15 protein-coding genes are annotated in these 14,556 nt (G+C 38.2%); 14 read left to right on the top strand and 1 reads right to left on the bottom strand.

Annotation, left to right across the window (positions count from 1 at the left end):
* The 10 genes from Q0W26_RS09275 to Q0W26_RS09230 all read left to right on the top strand — a co-directional run.
* Positions 1–407: transposase (locus tag Q0W26_RS09275; RefSeq protein ID WP_298524314.1), on the top strand; the 407-nt coding region annotated here is incomplete at its 5' end.
* A gap of 335 nt (positions 408–742) precedes the next feature.
* On the top strand, positions 743–2,359 hold the full coding sequence (locus Q0W26_RS09270; RefSeq protein ID WP_298524311.1) for an ABC transporter substrate-binding protein: 1,617 nt from the start codon (positions 743–745) through the stop codon (positions 2,357–2,359).
* A 114-nt stretch (positions 2,360–2,473) separates the two neighbouring features.
* Positions 2,474–3,403, top strand: a complete 930-nt coding sequence (locus Q0W26_RS09265) for an ABC transporter permease (protein WP_298524317.1) — start codon at positions 2,474–2,476, stop codon at positions 3,401–3,403.
* Positions 3,396–4,250: an ABC transporter permease gene (locus Q0W26_RS09260; RefSeq protein ID WP_298524308.1), complete on the top strand. Its 855-nt coding sequence runs from the start codon at positions 3,396–3,398 to the stop codon at positions 4,248–4,250. Before Q0W26_RS09265 ends, Q0W26_RS09260 begins: the two co-directional genes overlap by 8 nt.
* 53 nt (positions 4,251–4,303) lie before the next feature.
* Positions 4,304–4,810 (top strand): GNAT family N-acetyltransferase, encoded by a 507-nt coding sequence (locus Q0W26_RS09255; protein WP_298524305.1) that lies wholly within the window; start codon positions 4,304–4,306, stop codon positions 4,808–4,810.
* 53 nt (positions 4,811–4,863) lie between these two features.
* Positions 4,864–5,724 carry a tRNA pseudouridine(38-40) synthase TruA gene (truA, locus tag Q0W26_RS09250; protein WP_298524302.1) on the top strand — a complete coding sequence of 287 codons (861 nt, stop codon included), beginning with the start codon at positions 4,864–4,866 and terminating at the stop codon, positions 5,722–5,724.
* A gap of 44 nt (positions 5,725–5,768) precedes the next feature.
* Positions 5,769–6,071 carry a hypothetical protein gene (locus tag Q0W26_RS09245; protein ID WP_298524300.1) on the top strand — a complete coding sequence of 101 codons (303 nt, stop codon included), beginning with the start codon at positions 5,769–5,771 and terminating at the stop codon, positions 6,069–6,071.
* A gap of 86 nt (positions 6,072–6,157) precedes the next feature.
* Positions 6,158–7,480 carry a non-hydrolyzing UDP-N-acetylglucosamine 2-epimerase gene (gene wecB, locus Q0W26_RS09240; RefSeq protein WP_298524297.1) on the top strand — a complete coding sequence of 441 codons (1,323 nt, stop codon included), beginning with the start codon at positions 6,158–6,160 and terminating at the stop codon, positions 7,478–7,480.
* Complete coding sequence (locus Q0W26_RS09235; RefSeq protein WP_298524294.1) at positions 7,464–8,558, top strand: ATP-grasp domain-containing protein; 1,095 nt, start codon at positions 7,464–7,466, stop codon at positions 8,556–8,558. Before wecB ends, Q0W26_RS09235 begins: the two co-directional genes overlap by 17 nt.
* On the top strand, positions 8,555–9,574 hold the full coding sequence (locus tag Q0W26_RS09230; protein WP_298524291.1) for a hydantoinase/oxoprolinase family protein: 1,020 nt from the start codon (positions 8,555–8,557) through the stop codon (positions 9,572–9,574). Before Q0W26_RS09235 ends, Q0W26_RS09230 begins: the two co-directional genes overlap by 4 nt.
* Here Q0W26_RS09230 and Q0W26_RS09225 read toward each other — a convergent pair.
* Complete coding sequence (locus Q0W26_RS09225; protein ID WP_298524288.1) at positions 9,571–10,131, bottom strand: CDP-2,3-bis-(O-geranylgeranyl)-sn-glycerol synthase; 561 nt, start codon at positions 10,129–10,131, stop codon at positions 9,571–9,573. The genes Q0W26_RS09230 and Q0W26_RS09225 overlap by 4 nt on opposite strands.
* A 150-nt stretch (positions 10,132–10,281) precedes the next feature.
* Here Q0W26_RS09225 and tes point away from each other — a divergent pair, with 150 nt between their 5' ends.
* From tes to Q0W26_RS09205, 4 genes are all read left to right on the top strand, one after another.
* Positions 10,282–11,787 (top strand): tetraether lipid synthase Tes, encoded by a 1,506-nt coding sequence (tes, locus tag Q0W26_RS09220; protein WP_298524286.1) that lies wholly within the window; start codon positions 10,282–10,284, stop codon positions 11,785–11,787.
* A gap of 97 nt (positions 11,788–11,884) precedes the next feature.
* The gene (hacB, locus tag Q0W26_RS09215) at positions 11,885–12,370 is read left to right on the top strand and encodes a homoaconitase small subunit (RefSeq protein WP_298524282.1); all 486 of its coding nucleotides are present in this window, start codon (positions 11,885–11,887) and stop codon (positions 12,368–12,370) included.
* A 24-nt stretch (positions 12,371–12,394) separates the two neighbouring features.
* On the top strand, positions 12,395–13,024 hold the full coding sequence (locus Q0W26_RS09210) for an HVO_0476 family zinc finger protein (RefSeq protein ID WP_298524277.1): 630 nt from the start codon (positions 12,395–12,397) through the stop codon (positions 13,022–13,024).
* Positions 13,021–14,301: a tRNA (N(6)-L-threonylcarbamoyladenosine(37)-C(2))-methylthiotransferase gene (locus tag Q0W26_RS09205; protein ID WP_298524274.1), complete on the top strand. Its 1,281-nt coding sequence runs from the start codon at positions 13,021–13,023 to the stop codon at positions 14,299–14,301. Before Q0W26_RS09210 ends, Q0W26_RS09205 begins: the two co-directional genes overlap by 4 nt.
* Positions 14,302–14,556: the final 255 nt, after the last annotated feature.

Genomic DNA, 14,556 nt, shown 5'->3' with positions numbered 1-14,556 from the left:
TAGCAATGGAGACATTAAATATTCGTGGAATGATTCGTTCACGTAGTTTAAGTCGTAGCATTCATGAAATCGGATGGGGAAAACTCATAGAAATGATAAGATACAAAGCCGAATGGTATGGACGTGAATTTGTACAGGTGGATAGGTGGTTTCCTTCCAGTAAAAAATGCAGTGTTTGCGGTGAAATTTATCATGATTTGGGTCGTGGAGAACGAGAATGGGAGTGTCCACATTGTCATGCTGTACATAAACGTGATGTTAATGCGGCTAAAAATATTTTAGACGAAGGTTTACGGGCCACTGGTTCAATGGTCTTATGCTTAGTAGATTTCATGCCTGTTGGTCAAGACAAATTCATATATTCATATGAATGGAAATGTTTTGACGAAACAGCAGGCATGGCCTAAGAATCTCCGGCTTCTTTAAGTCGGAGAGGTTCAATTTAAGTATTACTTTGTAAAAAATTTTTTTCGCAATATTGTATTTTTTTGTAATAGTTATATTGCATTAAATGCCTAATTTGATGCTTTAGAAATTGATGAGCGTTCATTTTTTTGATATTTAATTAATAATTTTTTAATTTGTCAATTTGAGATTAAAAGTAATAAATATCTTTTTATATGCTTGAAACAAAATTATTATCGTTATTAAAATAAGTTAATAAAGTATTACTAATTAAGCATTTTTTGGTTAAATAGTATTACTTTTGTTTTAATATGTTTAATTTAATAGGTGAAAAAATATGGACAAAAAGATAATTATTGGTGCTGTCGTAGCAATCCTCGTTGTTGTTGTCGCTGCATTTGCATTGATGGGTGGTTCATCTGATAGTGATCCTACTCATTTGACCGTAGCGGCCCACAGTAACATGAAAGAACCGGAATCCGGTTTCAACCCGCTTACCGGTTGGGGATGCGGACACATGAACTATAATCCTTTAGTGCAAAGCTGTTTGTTTAAAACAGATTCAAATGGAACAATCGTTCCTGATTTGGCTACTGACTATTCAATCAGTAGTGACGGTAAAACATGGACTGTAAACGTAAGGGATGACGTTAAATTCTCCGACAACTCAACATTCGATGCAAAAGACGTTGCATTCACATTCAATACTGCAAAAGACACAGAAACTGATTTGGATTTAACCAATCTTGCAAATGTAACTGCTAAAAACGATACCTGTGTTGAATTTACATTGGTAGAGCCAAGATCAACATTCATCTATGACTTAAGATATGTCGGTATCGTACCTGAAGAATATGACAACAATACCTATGGTGAAAACCCAATCGGTACCGGACCATACGTACTGGACCACTGGGACAAAGGTCAACAAGCAATATTCAAAGTAAACGACAACTACTATGGCGACAAACCATACTTCACTCAACTTACCATGTTGTTCCCTGAAGAATCAACCTGGCTGGAACTCGCTAAATCCGGTCAAGTAGATGTAGTGCCTGTTGCAACCTCTGCATTAAACCAAAGTGTTGACGGATACAAATTCGTTGAAAAGTCAGCAGGTAGGGCACAAGGTATATCTTTCCCTTACCTTGAAGACACTGGTAAAGTGACCAATGAAAGCGGTTGGAAAATAGGTAACAACGTAACTGCAGATAAAGCAATCAGGGAAGCATTAAATGTCGGTGTTGACCGTCAAACAATGTGTGATGAAATATTCTCAGGACACGCTACTCCTGAATACACAAGTGTAGATACAAGAGACTATGCAAACCCTGATGCAAAAGTTCAAGATGCTAACGTTACTGAAGCAAAACAAATCTTGAAAGACGGAGGTTGGGAAGACACTGACGGTGACGGAATCGTAGAGAAAAACGGTACAAAAGCATCCTTCGATTTATACTACCCACCTGATTACCTTGACAGACAATCATTGGCAACCGTATTTGCAGAACAAGCTAAAGAAATTGGAATTGAAGTAAACCTCAAAGGTGCTGACTGGGATACAATCTATGCAAACATGTACAGCTCAGCTGCATTGATGCAACAGACTTCTCCAGACCCATACAAATCCATCTATCAACAATACCACAGTAAAGATGCAGATGAATTCTATATGAACCCTGGCTTATACAACAATTCTGATTCAGATAAACTGATGGAAGACGCAATGCATTCAACAGACTTGAATGCAGCTAACACATTATGGGCTCAATCTGCTCTTGTAAATGATGGCGGTTGGGGACCTGCTGGTGATGCTCCATTTGCATGGCTTGTAAACTACAACTACAACTACTTCGTCAAAGACGGAATCGATATGGGTGACCAACCTGACGGAATAGGAAATGATTTCTTAGTAAACATCTGTGATTGGACAAGAACCAACTCCACAGCTTAAATCATTTTCCTTTTTTTTATTTTTTTTTAAAAATTTTCAAGGGGGTTCATTTCATTGAATAAACAAAAATTGGCAAAATATTTTGGTTTTAAGTTAGTACGTTTCATAATATTAATGATTGCTGTTGCAATTTTTAGTTTTGTGTTATTGGATTTATCCCCTATTGACCCGGTTAGTGCTTATTTAAAAGGTGCTGCAGTATCTGAAGCTCAAAGACAAATTTTAGAACAGTATTTCGGTACAAATGTTCCTTTAACTACAAAAATCTATCACTGGCTTCTGGATTTGATTCAAGGTAATTTGGGAACCTCATTAATATATCGGGCTCCTGTTACTGAAGTTATTCTTCAAAAATTCTCTGCTTCTGTAGTATTGATGGCATTGTCATGGATATTGAGTGGAGTATTTGGTTTTATTTTAGGTGTGGTAGCCGGTAAAAATAAAGGATCATGGATTGACAAGGCAGTTAAAGTTTATTGTTATGCAATTCAATCCGCCCCCTCATTTTGGGTTGGAATGCTTATTTTAATGGTATTTGCAGTTTATCTGGGATGGTTCCCTATTGGATTCGGTGTGCCTATTGGTGTTAAGAGTACCGATGCGACGTTCATGGAATGGGCAAGCAGGCTGGTTCTTCCGACACTGACATTGAGTTTGGTTGGCCTTGCACCAATTGCAATGTACACCCGTAATGAATTGATTCAGGTTTTATCTTCAGATTATGTGCTATTTGCAAAATCCCGAGGTGAAAAAGGCTGGGACTTGGTAAAAAACCATGGAATTAGAAACATAATGCTTCCTGCAATTACATTGCAATTCCTCTCATTCAGTGAACTCTTTGGAGGAGCAGTAATGGTTGAACAGGTATTCTCATATCCTGGAATCGGCCAGACGGCTGTGGCAGCAGGTCTTCAAAATGACGTGCCGCTATTTTTAGGAATCGTGGTTATCAGTGCAATTTTCGTCTTTGTTGGTAACCTGCTTGCGGATATTTCATATTACCTGATAGATCCGAGAATCAAGGAGAGTGAGTTCAATGATTAAAAAGAAAGCAGATGACAAAAGACAATGGTTCTTGTATTCTGCAAATCTCAGAACAAAAACTCTTGTAATTATTGCAATATCCATTTTGGTTATTGTATCCATTTTTGTTTCAGGGTACTTTATAAGAGATATCCCATCAAGTTTTGTAAATGCTAATCAGATGCCTTCCTTAGAACATCTTTTTGGAACAGATTGGATGGGAAGAGACATGTTTCAGCGTACAATCGCAGGACTTGGATTAAGTATTATGGTTGGTTTCATCGCTTCAGCGGTAAGTACCTGCATTTCAATCATTTTGGGATTGTTTTCAAGTTTTAATAAAGTTGCAGATGAATTTGTAGCTGGAATTATAGATTTATTCGGTTCAATTCCTCATATTCTATTAATCATTCTCGTTTCCATCATGTTCGGCGGTGGAGTGTATGGTGTAATCATGGGTGTGGGTCTGACACACTGGACACCGCTTGCAAGAGTACTCAGGTCTGAAGTAAAGGAAATCAAAACCAAGGAATATGTTCATCTGGCTGAAAACTTGGGAAAATCCAAAGTATGGATTGCACTTAAACATATTTTACCGTTAATTGTGTCTCAGATTATTGTTGGGGTAATTTTGATGTTTCCTCATGCAATTATGCACGAAGCGGCAATTACATTTTTAGGATTCGGTTTGCCACCTCATGAACCGGCAATCGGTGTAATCTTATCTGAATCAATGCATTATCTCTCATCTGGATACTGGTGGTTGGCATTTTACCCTGGTGTATCCTTATTGCTTGTAGTGCTGTTATTTGACCTTATCGGTGAAAATGTTGAGAAATTGCTCAATCCTGAAACTGCACAAGAATAGAGAAATTTCAAAAATTTCTCTTTTTTATCTTTTTTTATATTAAGAGGATTATCATGAACATACGGATTAGACAAATCAATGATGATGATTCTGAAATCAATGCTGCAAAGAATTTTTTGTTTGACCAGATTGAAAAGGAGTATCACATTGGCCCAACACCAAAGTTTCACTATGATATATTCGATTTGGAGGATTATTATATTTTACCTGATAAAAGCAACTTCTTTGTTGCGATGGATGATGAAAAGATAGTGGCAACTGCGGCAATCAGACCTTATGACAAGGATTATGAGTTTTTTAAGGGAATTTACTCTAAAGAAGACACTGCAAGCATCTGGAGATTGATGGTTGATGAGGAATACCGAAGGAATGGTCTTGCAGGAGAGCTTGTTGATGCAATGGAAAGCTTTGCACGGGAAGCGGGATATGACAGAATCTATCTGCACTCCCACAGATATCTTGAAGCGGCCATACCGTTTTGGAAATCAAGGGGTTATGCAGTGACTCTTGAAGAGGATGACTATGACGAAACAACTCATATGATTAAAAATCTATTTTAATTTTAGGATTGAATCCTAAAAACTTATTTTATATTGCGTTTAATATTATAGTGATGAAGCGAACAGCACTAAAAATCGGATATGTCGGAACTAATTTTCACGGCTTTCAAAGACAACCGAACCTCAGAACGGTTGAAGAGGAGTTAATCTACCATTTGCGCAAGCTGGACTACATTGATGATTTGAAAAAGTCACGTTTCAGAATAGCCGGGAGAACCGATGCCGGCGTTCACAGTTTAGGCAATGTTATCAGTTTTCAGTCCGAAAAGGAGGTCAGGGTCAACGAGATTAACAATTCTCTTCCTGATGATATTCAGATTTTAGCGTCAGCTCCGGTTCGCTATGCATTCAAGCCAAGATATGCTCAGATGAGGCAGTATCGCTATATGCTGTTTCAGGATTTGGACATTGACAAACTCAATGAATGTGCGGAAATATTTAAGGGAACACATAACTTCACTAACTTCACAAAACGCTTTCAGAAGACAACCACAAGGACTATTGATGACATTAAAATATCTAAAGTCGATTTAAACGATTACCATAAAAGGGAATTCCCGAACCTGCACGACACCATCTCTCCGATATTCATTGACATTTATGGAGAGTCATTCTTATGGAACATGGTAAGGAAGATGATGAGGGTTTTTGTCGATGTGGCCACTGGAAAAATGGATCTTGATGAGGTTGAAAGGCTTTTGAATCCGGGTGAAGACGAACCGAGGGCATACATTAAGGTAATGGAGGCCGAATACCTGATTTTGATGGACATTCAATATGATGGAATCAAATTCAGATATGATGATTATGCCTGTGAGCGCTTCAGAAGGGTTTTGGTCGGCTCTCTAGATGAACTTCAAAAGAGATATGCAATTCGGGAGTCCATGATAAAAAGCCTGTCTGATTTACATTAACATTTTTATATCATAGTAGATATAATATATTTGAAGGTGGATTAATGACAAGAGTTTATGATGTTTTCGATAAGTTTTCTATTTTAAATGTTATTGTCGGTTTTGCTTTGGGACTTTATCTGGCTTTTAACAATTCCAGTTCTAATTTATGGTTTGAATCCATCCCATTCATCATTGTGATTGGTTTTATTATGACAATACCTCCAATCGTTGATTATTTTTTAAGGAGAGGCAAATTCAATGATAACACTTCAATAAATGCTCTTGTTGAAGCATTCATTTTAAACGTTTTAATGATTGCCGTTTGTACTGCTTTTGGAATTGCAATCGGTTCATTTATCAGGTAATTTCATTACCTGCCAATTCTATTTTTTTACTGAAAATTTAAAATTATTTAAACTATTTTAATTAATATAATAATTAAGTGATTATTATGAAGATAGCGACTATTTTAGGAACTCGACCAGAAATCATTAAGATGGCTCCCATTATTGCAGAGATTGACAGGAGGGGCATCAGTCAAATAGTTTTGCACACTGGTCAGCATTATGATAAAGAGATGTCTGATAATTTCTTCAGGGATTTGGAGCTTCCATCTCCGGATTATAACATTCATGTAGGTTCTGGCAGCCACGGTAAGCAGACAGGACTGATGATGAAAGGCATTGAAGAGATTCTTTTGGAGGAAAAACCGGACATTGTTCTTGTTCAGGGAGACACAAATGCGGTTCTGGCAGGAGCATTGGTTGCTGCCAAGTTGCATATTGCTGTCGGTCACGTCGAAGCGGGGCTCCGTTCATTCGACACAACAATGCCTGAGGAGATTAACAGAAGGGTTGCTGATGTCTGCTCAGCAATGTATTTCATTCCAACAGAAGAGTCCGCAATAAACCTTTTAGCTGAAGGGTTGTCAAGAAATGACCTGATCATTACCGGAAACACTGTTGTCGACGCCTGCTTCAGACACTTGGAAATTGCCAAGAAAAGAGGATTTGAAGAGGAATCCCTCGCTGAATTGGACATTGAAAACATGGACAACATTCTGACATTGACAATGCACAGAGCAGAAAACGTTGATGTAAAGGAGCGTGTAACAAGCATTATCGAAGCATTAAAAGAACTTGATGAAATGAACATCATTTTCCCTATTCATCCAAGAACAAAGAATATGCTTGAAAATTTCGGACTCTTTGATGAATTGAATGATTTGGAGCATGTCCATATCGTAAAGCCGATTGGATATCTTGATTTTCTGCTTTTAACTTCAAAATCAACATTGATATTGACAGACTCCGGAGGTCTTCAGGAAGAGGCAATCACACTTGACGTGCCAGCATTGACATTGAGATACAATACGGAAAGGCCTGAAACCGTAACTGCCGGAGGAAACATTCTGGTTGGAGCAAACAAGGACGCTATTTTGGAAAATGCAAATTTCATATTGAATGATGATGAATTTGCACAAAACATGAGAAATGCCAAAAACCCGTATGGCCAGGGGGATGCCGCAGAAAAGACTGTGGATGCAATCGAGAAATTTTACAGCGAAGGCCTGCTTGACATCAAGGCTCCAGAAGACATAATGACATCTTTTACAAGAAAGATGGCATTGATAAACGAGGATGTTAATGTGGCCGAATTCGAGCAGAAGGAAAACGCACTGGTGCATATGGTGTTTGACGGTCAAAATATGAAATTTCCAACAGATGATACAAACTTAAAGGGTATGATGATTAGCTATGACAAAAGAGAATGATTCCATATTGGTATTTGAATATTTCACTGCTTCAGGTGAAAAGGACAAGCGCATAATCACTGAAGCCGAAGCATTGATTTTCAGTCTTTTAGATGACTTGAAAGAGTTCAATGTGGATTTGGTTATAAACAAATCCTATGAGATTGCCGCAAGCAAATATGAAAACGTAAATCCTATCCTAATCGACATTGACATTGTCGATTGGCTCGCTGACAATGCGGCGAACTTCAACAGGGCCATTTTCATAGCTGCAGAAAACGACAACAATCTCTACAAAATCACAAAGATTTTAGAGGAAAACAATGTGGATACATACAATTCCTCTGCTGAAGCATGTCTGATAGCATCGGATAAGTCATTAACCTATGAAAAGCTTTCAGGCATCGTTCCGCAGCCAAGAACCTTCAGATTCAAGATAGATCCAAAAGGATACTGGAAAAGAGCCATTGAAAACTTGCATGAAAAATGGCAGGCAGAAGATCCTCTAACTCCTCTCAAACTGATAATCAAACCATTGATTGGTGTTGACAGTGAAAATATTGTCGTGATTGAAAACATTGAAGATTTGACCCTTGATTTGGACAAGATTTTCACTCCTGGTTCCAGAGTTGTTGTCCAGGAGTACATTGAAGGAGAGGACATCAGTGTCAGTCTGATATCCGACGGCAAAAAGGCAATTCCGTTAAGCTTGAATAAGCAGTTCGTTGAGGTTAAAAACGATAATGCCGAATATCTTGGAGGAAAATTGCCTTATGAAAGCAAATACAAGGACGAAGCTTTTGAAATTGCAGTTAAGGCAGTTGAAGCCATTGACGGTCTAAAGGGTTTTGTCGGAGTGGACATGCTAATCAATGCCGATGAAAAGGACGTCTATTCAGTCTATCTTTTGGAGATAAATTCAAGATTCACAACTCCATATGTCGGTTTGGCAAAAATAGCCTACCATGACAGCATTGGAAAGACTGTCGTGGATTTGATTGACAGTAAAATAAGTATTGATGATGTCGACATCTATCTGGACGGTGAAGTGGAATTTAAGAAAGTCAGAGATTTCTTGGAAATCAGGAGAACAGTATGAAAGTAGCGGGTTTTGACATTGGAGGAGCAAACACAGACCTTGCTGTAATTGACTTTGAAGGCGATGAAATCAAAAATATCGAAGTTGATTTTGCATATCTTCCGATGTGGAGCAATAACGATGATCTGTCACGCGTTTTGGTCGAACTGATAGAAAACATCTGTCCGATTGATGAAATCGATGCGGTTGGAATATCAATGACTGCAGAGCTTGTGGATGCATACGACACTAAAAATGACGGAGTGTTGGATGTCGTTAAAAAATGCGAAGAGACATTTTCATGTCCAGTTGCATATGTCGGAATCGATGGAATGCTTTCAAAAGAGGAAATAGAAAAGACTCCTCTCAAGGCAGCGGCCGCAAACTGGATTGCAACTGCTCAGATTGCCACTTTGATATCAGATAACTGCATATTCATAGATACCGGAAGCACCACTACAGATATCATACCAATCAGAAACGGCAAGGAATGTGCAATCGGAAAATCCGATTTCGACAGGTCCGCAACAGGTGAGCTTGTCTATACTGGAACATTAAGGACAAATCTTGCAAGCTTTTTGGATAAGGTCGAATTGAACGGAAAAGAGTACAGGGTTGCTTCAGAATTGTTCGCCCAGACTGCAGATATCTATACAGTCCTTGATTTGATTAGTGAAGATGATTATGTCTGCGATACATTTGATGGTGAGTCTAAGTCCAAATTGGACTGCGCAAAAAGAATCGCCCGTGTTGTATGCGCAGATTTGGAAATGCTTTCCATGGACGATATCGTTGAGATGTCCAAATTCATTCACCAAAAGCAGATAGAACAAATTGCAGATGGCCTTAAACAGGTGCATGAAACTCAAAACATGGATTTGATTGTGGTGACTGGTCTTGGAAAAGATATTCTTGACAGGCCTGCCGCAGAGCTTTTGGGTTTGGAAGTAAAATCCATGGGCGACATATTAACTGATGATGAATGTGTTGTTGCGCCTGCTGTCGGAACTGCTGTCATGATGCAGAAATACATCTAATACCACACGTCTTTTAATCCGAGCAGATAAGCGCAGGTATTGGTTGCCAGATGCACAATCAAAGTTAAAATGATTGCAATTGCAATGGTGAGTAAATTAAGCTTAACGACAAATGAAACAAGAATCAAAGCGACTATTATGAAATCCAACTGATCGAGAATTGGAGCAGGCTTTCCCCTTCCAATTCCAAGCCTTCTTTTTAAGAAACTACCTATCGCATCACCTAAAAGAGCACCGAAACCAAGCAGGAATCCGATATTTATTCCGTTTGGGATGCTGGTGATAATTGGAGTCATGATGTACTGTCCAAAGTTTGCAAGTATCATCGGCGCTAAAAATCCCTGAACTGCTCCTGTTATTATTCCAATGATTGTTCCGGCCACCAGCCCTCTCCATGTAACGCCGTCACCTATCCAGCGATTGCCCTTGCTGTCTGATTTTCCGAAATCAACTGGTGTTCCTCCACCGAACAGCAATCCGGAACCGTTTGAAAAGTATGCCGGAAGTATGAAATATAGCGTTGTAACACATGCAATCAAAAACATTTGGATATCCATCGATTTTTCTCCATTGAAAATTTATTATCAAATATACTGTATATTTTTACTAGTATATAATTAATTAAGTTTAAATATTACATTAAGTTAAATATATAATATTATGTAAGTTTGTACTAATGATGTAAAATTGTTAGTAGGGTGATTGATTTGAAAATTAAAAATACAACAAGTTTATGCCCAGAGTGTGGTAAATCTCTAGAAGCTGAAGTTTATGAGGAGGACGGTAAGGTCTTCATCAAAAAAACTTGTGATGAGCATGGAGAATTCGTAAACACATACTGGGGAGATTATGAATTATACAATAGGACTGAAAAATTTACCCCATCAATTACTTCAGTTGAAAACCCTTCAGTTGAGGACATGACAACCTGTCCAAATAACTGTGGATTATGTTCAAAACATGAGACTTCAACTGTTTTGGGGTTGATTGATGTAACTAACAGATGTAATTTAAGGTGTCCTGTCTGCTTTGCAAATGCGGCTGCTGCAGGATACAAATACGAACCTTCACAGGATGAAATCAGACAAATGCTTAGAAATTTAAGGAATCTGAAGCCTCATCCTTGTCCGGCAATTCAATATGCGGGCGGTGAACCTACAGTCAGAAAGGACATAGTCGAACTTGTCAAAATGGCCAAAGAGGAAGGGTTCACTCATGTTCAAATTGCTACAAACGGTCTAAGGTTAGCTAGAAAAGAGGAACTTGCAAAAGAGCTTAAGGCTGCAGGTTGTAACACCATCTATTTGGCCTTTGACGGCGTAACTCCAGAGCCTTACATTAACAACAGGGGTAAGGATCTGCTTCCGTACAAGCTTGATGCAATCGAAAACTGTAGAAAAGCCGGATTAGGTATGGTATTGGTTCCGACATTAATCAAAGGAATAAATGACCACCAGGTCGGTGACATAATCAAGTTTGCATTTGACAATAACGATATCATTTATGGAGTTAACTTCCAGCCGGTTTCATTCGCCGGAAGAACTCCTGCAGATGAAGTTGAAGAGCAAAGAATAACCATTCCTGACTTTGTTGACATCGTTGAGGATGTAACCGATGGCCAGGTTCCTACCGAATCATTCTATCCTCCTTCATTTGTTGAACCTATTGCGGAAGTCATTTCCCGTTTGAATGGTGAGGATTCAGCAAAAGTTACTTTGAACTGCCATCAGCACTGTGGAATTGCAACTTATGTGTTCAGGCAAAAGACTGAAGGGGATGGAAAGGATAAATTAATTCCTATTACAGATTTCATTGATGTTGAAGATTTATTCAATAAATTGACAGAATACAGCCAAAAACTTGAAGAGGGCAAATTCGGTTCTCATAAACGGGTTTTAGCAGGATTGACTGGAAACCTTCCTAAAATGGTTCATCCAAGCAGAACTCCAGAAGACTTGGACATAGTCAAGATTCTAATCAACGTATTTGCCAAAGGAGATTACGAGGCTTTAGGAGACTTTTCCAAAGATGCAATGCTCATTTCATGCATGCACTTCATGGACCCATTCAATTTCGATGTGGACAGGGTTAAAAAATGTGTTATTCATTACGCAACCCCTGACGGCAGAATCATACCATTCTGTACCATGAATTCAAAGTATCGTGAAGCTGTTGAAAGGCAATTTGCAAAACCGTTGAAATCAAAAGATTAGAAAGAATTTTCAAATCACCTAAAAACTTATTTTGTATTTGGGTTTCCCAAATACTTTTTTTACATTATTTTTATCAATTATTTATTCAGTGATATAAATGGATATTATCAAAGGAAAAACATGGACTTTTGGAGAAAACATTGACACTGACGTCATTATTCCAGGAAGATACTTAAGAACATTCAATCCTCAGGATTTGGCGGACCATGTCCTTGAAGGTGAACGTCCGGAATTTACAAAAAACGTCCAAAAGGGAGACATCATTGTAGCTGATGAAAACTTCGGATGCGGATCTTCAAGAGAGCAGGCTCCGGTAGCCATAAAAACTGCTGGAGTTGATGCAATAATTGCCAAATCATTTGCAAGAATCTTTTATAGAAATGCAATCAATATAGGATTGCCGGTAATCGTATCAGACATCAAAGCAAAGGACGGGGACATCATTAGCATTGATTTGTCAAAAGGGGAACTGATAAATGAAACCACTGGTGAATCAACCACGTTCGAACCGTTCAAGGAGTTCATGTTAAACATTTTGGAAGATGGCGGTTTGGTAAACCACTATCTCAACGATAAGGAATAACTATTATATTTTTGAGGTATTAAAATGGATTGTCCAATTTGCGGAAGTGATGATGTAGAAATTTTAAACTCGAAACAGAAATCATCAAAGAAAAAACTAATGGAAGAGTATTTATTGAAATGTGAAGACTGCGGTCATGTTTTCAAGGATGTAATATCTTTGAAAAAGCCTAAACCTTACAGATTGATTATTTCAGAGCAGGACAAGTCCCACAGGACAACAATCGAATTGTCTCCAAGCGATGAACTTAAAAGCGGGGACGTATTGCTCAGTGAATTAGGTCAGATAGAAGTGACAAGCATTGAAGTTGGAGATAAAAGGGTTAACAAAGCCAAAGTCGAAGACATCAATACCATTTGGGCAAATTCTATTGAAATTCCGGCAAGAATAGGATTTTCTGTGGATTTGCATGGTGAAGTTGACTCTTACAAGCTTGATTTGGAAAGGGACTTTGAAATAGCTCCTGGAGATGTTGTAAAAATTGACAAGCACATCGTTAAGGTCCATGTGGTAAAGACCCAGGAGAGAAAACTGACTTCAGGATTTGCAAAGGCGGCAGTCATTACAAGAGTCTACTCAAAACCGGTCAAATTCAACAATTACGATTACGATTTAACCAAGCACATCATTAAAAAGACAAAAGGTAAAAAATGAAAGTATATATTGAATCTTACGGATGCACATTCAACAAGGCAGACGGACAGATTATCGCAGGCAATCTTCTTGAAAACAACATTGACATTGTCGATAATATGGATGATGCTGATGTAATCATCGTAAACACCTGCTACGTCAAGCTGCCTACCGAAAACAAGGTGACCTATAAAATACAAAAGCTTCAGAAAGAATATCCTGATAAAAAAATCATCGTCGGAGGATGCATGGTTGAAATCGATCCTGAAAAGCTGGATAAAATAGGGCCTGACTGCTCATGGATAGGGCCTCATCAATTGAACAAGGCCGCAGAAGTTGTCACAGGAGCATATTGCGGAGAAGTCATTCGTGAATGTGGTTTTTCAAAGGAATCCAAAGTGGGTGTGCCTAAATTGGCTGATGATGGATTGATTCATATTATCCAGATTTGTGAAGGATGTCTGGGAGCATGCACATTCTGCTGCACTCGTTTTGCACGTGGGCCATTGAACAGCTATCCTATTGCAGATATTGTCGAAGAGGCAAGGCATGCCATTGAAAACGGTGCATGTGAAATTCAGCTCACCGCCCAGGACACTGCGGCATACGGTCGTGACACAGGTGAAAAGCTATCTGATTTAATCAAAGAAGTGTCCAATATAGAAGGAGATTTCAGGATACGTGTTGGAATGATGCACCCTAAAAACATTTTGGGCCAAGTTGATGAAATAATCGATGCGATGAAACATCCGAAGGTATATGATTTCATTCATTTGCCTATACAATCAGGCAGTGACAAGGTGCTCTCAGAGATGAGACGTGGTCACACTATAGAGCAATATTTGGATATTGTGTCAAAGTTCAAAAAGGAAATTCCAAAATTGACCCTGGCGGTTGACGTTATTGTAGGTTATCCTACTGAAACAGATGACGATTTTGACTTGACTGTCAAACTGCTTGAAGATGTCAGACCGAGCCTGATACATTTGTCAAAATACCAGCACAGAAAAGGTGCGATATCATCTTCACTTCGTGAAGTTCCGCCCGAAGTCATGAAGAAAAGATCAAAATTTTTATCCGAAATCAAATCCAAAATAACTGAAAAAGAGAACCTGGAATTAGTTGGAACAACTCAAAATGTATTGGTTGTTGAAAAAGGTTCTAAAGGTGGATTCATTGCTAAGACAGATTCTTATATTCCTGTCATAGTTGATGATGTAGAGTTAGGTTCCTTTGTTAAGGTAAAAATAACAGAAGCAACAGCCACATACCTTAAAAGCGAATTATTGGAAGAATAATTTTTAAGTTAATGTGGTTACTTATTTTCATATTTTTACCTAATTTTTATCCTTTAATTTTTTGTAATATTATTATTTTTATTTGATTTTCAAAAGCATATATGAATAGGTGATATGGTATAATATAAACGATTAATATTCATTTTTCACCGATACCTTTATATACTATTGTTTACTATCTTTTAATTGGAGGTGTAATAATGAGTGAATTACCAATCGCACCAGTCGGTCGTATCTTAAAAAATGCTGGCGCAC

Origin of the sequence: uncultured Methanobrevibacter sp. (genome assembly GCF_947169325.1) — an archaeon.
GTDB lineage: Archaea > Methanobacteriota > Methanobacteria > Methanobacteriales > Methanobacteriaceae > Methanocatella.
Note: the sequence above shows the minus strand (reverse complement) of the source record. Positions and strands in the feature narration are given on the sequence as shown.